The sequence below is a fragment of the Actinoplanes sp. NPDC026623 genome (assembly GCF_040638275.1).
GTDB lineage: Bacteria > Actinomycetota > Actinomycetes > Mycobacteriales > Micromonosporaceae > Actinoplanes.
Window position 1 is genome coordinate 1 of sequence record NZ_JBEZXZ010000358.1, and the last position, 4,497, is coordinate 4,497.

Consider the following 4,497-nt stretch of genomic DNA (forward strand, 5'->3'; position numbering starts at 1 on the left):
CGCCGGGCGGCGGCGGGCGCCGATCGTCGCGCAGGCGCTCACCCCGGCCCGCCCGCGGAAGACCAGGGCGACCCGCCGGCCCGCACCGCCGCGCGATGCCGGCACCCGGGCCCCGGAACACGAGGCCAAGGAGTACGGCCCCGAGAACTGCACCAAGCGCTTCACGGTCGTCGACTTCAGGAACCCGATGCTGCTCAGGGCCTGCCACGCGGTCGGCGAGAGGGTGCAGATCCACGCCACGATGGCCGCGCCGAGCCGGGGCGAGGGCCGGATCTCGGTGGCCCTGCGCGACCTCGGCTCCGGCCGCCTGGTCGGCGCCCCGAAGGTCTGCTCGGGCGTCGGATTCGACCGGGACCAGCCGATCCACGACTGCGGCCCGGCGTTCGTCGACCCGGCGCGCGGCCACCGCTACCAGGTCGTCATGGCGTGGGCCTTCACCCCGGCCGGCCGGCCGGCGGAGACCGGCATGACGGTGGGCGACGACTTCGACTGGTGAGCGGCCGCGCGGAAATACGGTCGCAACCGCCGGCGTTTGCGCCTACCGTGATCGCCATGTTCGCCGCGCCCGGTCTGCAGCTGCCCGCAGGGTTCACCCTGCCGGTGGCTCCCGCGCGCGATACGCGAATCTGACCCTTCCCCAAGCAGCAGCAGAACCCGGGGAAGGGTCTCCGTGCCGGTTCTGGCGCGCGTCTCTGGGCAAGGCTCGCGTTCCGCCGACCGACCCGACGTTTCTCGCATCCAGTGAGGACAGGAAGATCCCATGGCCAAGAGCCAGTTCGTCCGCAACAAGCCACACCTGAACATCGGCACGATGGGTCACGTCGACCACGGCAAGACGACCCTGACCGCCGCCATCACGAAGGTCCTCGCCGACCGCGACCCGGCCGCCAACCGGTTCGTCGCCTTCGAGGGCATCGACAAGGCGCCGGAGGAGGCGCTGCGGGGCATCACCATCAACATCTCCCACGTCGAGTACGAGACCGCCGGCCGCCACTACGCCCACGTCGACATGCCGGGGCACGCCGACTACGTGAAGAACATGATCACGGGAGCGGCGCAGGTGGACGGCGCGATCCTGGTGGTCTCGGCGCAGGACGGCGCCATGCCGCAGACCCGCGAGCACGTGCTGCTCGCTCAGCGGGTCGGGGTGCCGTACCTGGTCGTGGCGCTCAACAAGAGCGACGCGGTCGAGGACGAGGAGCTGCTCGACCTGGTCGAGCTGGAGGTGCGTGAGCTGCTCGGCGAGTACGGCTTCCCCGGCGACGAGGTCCCGGTGGTGCGCGTCAGCGCGCTGAAGGCCCTCGAGGGCGACCCGCGGTGGACCCGGTCCGTCGCGGAGCTGCTCGACGCCGTCGACGCGTACGTGCCGGTCCCGCCGCGCGAGCTGGGCGAGCCGTTCCTGATGCCGATCGAGAACGTGCTCACCATCAGCGGGCGGGGCACGGTCGTCACCGGGAAGATCGAGCGCGGCACGCTGCGCGTCGGTGAGCCGGTGGAGATCGTCGGCCTCGGCCCGACGGTGGCGACGGTCGCCACCGGCCTCGAGACGTTCGGCCGTTCGCTGCCGACGGCGGAGGCCGGCGACAACGCGGCGGTGCTGCTCCGGGGCATCAAGCGCGACCAGGTCCAGCGCGGCCAGGTGGTGGCCCTGCCCGGCAGCGTCACCCCGCACCGCGAGTTCCGCGCCCGGCTCTACGCCCTGAGGAAGGAGGAGGGCGGAAGGCACACGCCGTTCGTGGCGAACTACCGCCCGCAGTTCTTCTTCCGTACCACCGACGTCTCCGGCGCGATCGACCTGGGCGACCTGCCGATGGTCATGCCGGGTGACACGGTGGAGCTGACGGTGCGGCTGGGCAAGGAGGTCGCGATGGACGTCGGCCTCGGCTTCGCGGTCCGCGAGGGCGGCCACACGGTGGCGGCCGGGACGGTCACGGAGCTGCTCGACTGACGTGCCGGTGCCCGCCCGGGTTCGCGCCCGGGCGGGTCCGGCACTACTTCTCCTCGGGCTCCTGCTTGCGCAGCTCCTGCTCGCGCCGGCGCAGGTCGGCCTCCCAGCGCTTCATCATCGACTCGTCCTCGCGCAGCGACGTGGCGAGGCTCCTCAGGAACTCCGGGTCGTCGTCGGGGGCGAGCGGGCCCTTCGCCGGCCTCGGCCGCTGGCTCTCGGGGAACCCGTTGCCGGGCCGCCACGTGGTGCCGTTGCTGAGCTGCACGGCCCGGGCGGGGCGCCCGGCGATGAACCAGGCGATCGCCCCGATCGGCGAGAACAACAGGATGATGAAGACCCAGGCGATCCGCGGCAGGGCCCGAATCTGGAACTCTTCGGCGGAGAGGCAGTCGATCAGCGCGATGACCAGCAACGCGAGATCGATAAGCGCGAACAACGAGTAGAGGCGGACCATGGCGAGAGATCTTCGCAGATTCGGATCTCCCGCGCGCCCCCCGGAGGGACAAATCGCATTCCGGCGGGCCCGGGCGGGTGGTGGATCCCGCCCGGGCCCGTTCTTCGGGGGCGGTCAGCCGAGCGCCGCGTTCAGCGCGGGGAGGTAGCCGTACCGGTAGCCGGCGTTGTTGGGGTGGAACGAGTCCGTCGGCGGCAGGACGGTCAGGCCGTGCAGCCACGCGTTGGTGCCGCAGATGCCGTGGCCGGCGAACTGGTCCTCGACGCTCGACCAGGTGAAGCCGGCCGCCTGTGACCGCGCGGCGATCACCCGGTTGAGTTCGGCGGCGCCCTTGTTCAGCGACTTGCGCTTGGCCAGGCTCATGCCGCCGGCGCCGCAGTTCGCGACCGTCTCGTCGAACAGGATCGGGTAGCCGAGGACGACGACGTGAGCGTTCGTGGCCTTGCCCCGGATGTCGGCGTACGTGGCGTTGAGCTTGGCCGGCAGCTGATCGCGCACCTTGACCAGGGCGCCGGCCACGGCGGAGGCGCAGCCGCTGTCGCCGGCCAGCGTGCAGGTGATCACCGTGTCGGCGAAGCCGATGTCGTTGCCGCCGATGGTCAGCGTGACCAGGTCGGTCTCGGCGTTCAGGCCGGTCAGCTGCCCGGACCGCAGGGAGGCGGTGGTCGCGCCGCTGCAGGCGTTCGACCGGTACGACCTCGGACTGTTCGCGGTCCTCCACAGGCCGGGGTAGGCGTTGGAGCTGCGCAGGCAGAGCCCGCTCTGCCCGGACGCGCCGACGCCGGACGAGTACGAGTCGCCGAGCGCGACGTAGTCCCAGTCGGCCGCGCCCGTCGCGCCCGCCGCCGCGGCGGCGGGCGCCGCGATGAGGAAGCTGAGCAGGGTAGAGGTGGCGAAGCAGGCGAGGACGTTGGTGCGTCTGCTCATCGGGTTGGCCTCCGGATCCGCGGGGGATGGGGGCCGGAGCGCTCCGGTTACCGAACAGTAAGTCAAGACTTCACGGAAAGAAACATAGTGACATTCCTGTTACCTCGTAGTAACATCCATCGATGTGACCTGCATCTATGTCATGCGGTCATGTTTCATGTGCGGAGAGCAATTATTTCTTACCGGCGGCTCAGCCGGTCTTCAGCGCGCGCACAGGTCGACGGAATAGCGTCGGGTACATGGAAGAGAAGCGGGCCCGGAGAGTCGTCGAGACATTGCGCGGACGCAACGTCTTCGCCCACGTCAAGCTGCCGCACGCCGGCATCACCCAGTACGGAATCCGGGTCGTCCTGCCCGACGGGCGCGAGGCGATCTGGGACAACGACGGCACGGCCGGGCTCGAGGCGCAGGTGATGCGCGACGGCGTCCTGGTCGGCTTCGTGTCGTCGATCCCCGGCTCGGAGAACTTCGGCGACGATCAGATCATCGACGCGATCGCGGCGGCCGACTACGACCAGCCGGCCGGCCGTTCCCGGCCCGCGACGCCGGTGCGCCCCGACCGGGTGGCGGCGGCACCGCGCCCGATGGGCCTCGGCGACCGGCTGCGCCGCACCTTCGGCGGCTGAACCTCGCCCCTCGCCGCGGGCGGGCTCAGCCCACCCCGAATTCCGCGTTCCCGGCCGGCAGGCTCCGGCCGTTCGCGCCGTACGCGCCGGCCCTGCCCAGGTGGTCGGCGGACCCGACCTGGTCGAGGGAGAACCAGAACAGCACGACCGAGGGGTCCTCGCTCCAGACGACCTGCCGCGCCGTGACCTTCCGGCCGCCCGCCGTCACCGTGATCCTCGCGGCGTCGCCCACGTAGTAGCCGAACGCCGGGACCTTCTCGCTGCCGACGGTGGTGGGTGCCTGCAGGGCGTGGAAGCCGGGCGCCCGGTCCGAGCCCTCGAACTCGTTGGACACCACGTCGGTGACGAGCCGGCCGCCGGCGTCGCGGCGCCCGGCCGCGAGCCCGATCGCGGTGTCCGGCAGCGCGGCTTCGTCGATCTCGGTGACCCACAGCAGCCGCGGGAAGCCGTTCGTGCGCATCCCGGTGTCGACGATGTCGCCGAGCGCGCCCTCGTGCCGCGGATCGACCGGCGCCTCCCGCACGCCGGCGCCGGACGCGCCG

Annotated in this window: 4 protein-coding genes and 2 pseudogenes; 3 read left to right on the forward strand and 3 right to left on the reverse strand. The window is 71.6% G+C overall.

Annotated elements, in window-relative coordinates:
- Positions 1–496 (forward strand): annotated as a pseudogene (locus AB0F10_RS44445) (hypothetical protein); the annotation flags it as partial.
- A gap of 264 nt (positions 497–760) precedes the next feature.
- A complete protein-coding gene (gene tuf / locus AB0F10_RS44450; RefSeq protein WP_360640433.1) occupies positions 761–1,948 on the forward strand; it encodes an elongation factor Tu in 1,188 nt (395 codons plus the stop codon).
- A gap of 43 nt (positions 1,949–1,991) precedes the next feature.
- On the opposite strand, the gene AB0F10_RS44455 is transcribed toward tuf, so the two are convergent.
- Together AB0F10_RS44455 and AB0F10_RS44460 are read right to left on the reverse strand one after the other, a co-directional pair.
- The gene (locus AB0F10_RS44455) at positions 1,992–2,402 is read right to left on the reverse strand and encodes a PLD nuclease N-terminal domain-containing protein (RefSeq protein WP_360640436.1); all 411 of its coding nucleotides are present in this window, start codon (positions 2,400–2,402) and stop codon (positions 1,992–1,994) included.
- Between the two features lie 114 nt (positions 2,403–2,516).
- A complete protein-coding gene (locus tag AB0F10_RS44460) occupies positions 2,517–3,329 on the reverse strand; it encodes an SGNH/GDSL hydrolase family protein (protein ID WP_360640439.1) in 813 nt (270 codons plus the stop codon).
- Positions 3,330–3,568: 239 nt separating this feature from the next.
- On the opposite strand from AB0F10_RS44460, the gene AB0F10_RS44465 reads away from it, so the two are divergent.
- Complete coding sequence (locus AB0F10_RS44465) at positions 3,569–3,955, forward strand: hypothetical protein (protein WP_360640442.1); 387 nt, start codon at positions 3,569–3,571, stop codon at positions 3,953–3,955.
- Between the two features lie 25 nt (positions 3,956–3,980).
- Here AB0F10_RS44465 and AB0F10_RS44470 read toward each other — a convergent pair.
- Positions 3,981–4,497: pseudogene (locus AB0F10_RS44470) on the reverse strand (hypothetical protein); the annotation flags it as partial.

Bases quoted from the DNA above. Each gene is read 5' to 3' on its own strand.
- tuf (WP_360640433.1), top strand. From the start codon at position 761: ATGGCCAAGAGCCAGTTCGTCCGCAACAAGCCACACCTGAACATCGGC.
- AB0F10_RS44465 (WP_360640442.1), top strand. From the start codon at position 3,569: ATGGAAGAGAAGCGGGCCCGGAGAGTCGTCGAGACATTGCGCGGACGC.
- AB0F10_RS44460 (WP_360640439.1), bottom strand. From the start codon at position 3,329: ATGAGCAGACGCACCAACGTCCTCGCCTGCTTCGCCACCTCTACCCTG.
- AB0F10_RS44455 (WP_360640436.1), bottom strand. From the start codon at position 2,402: ATGGTCCGCCTCTACTCGTTGTTCGCGCTTATCGATCTCGCGTTGCTG.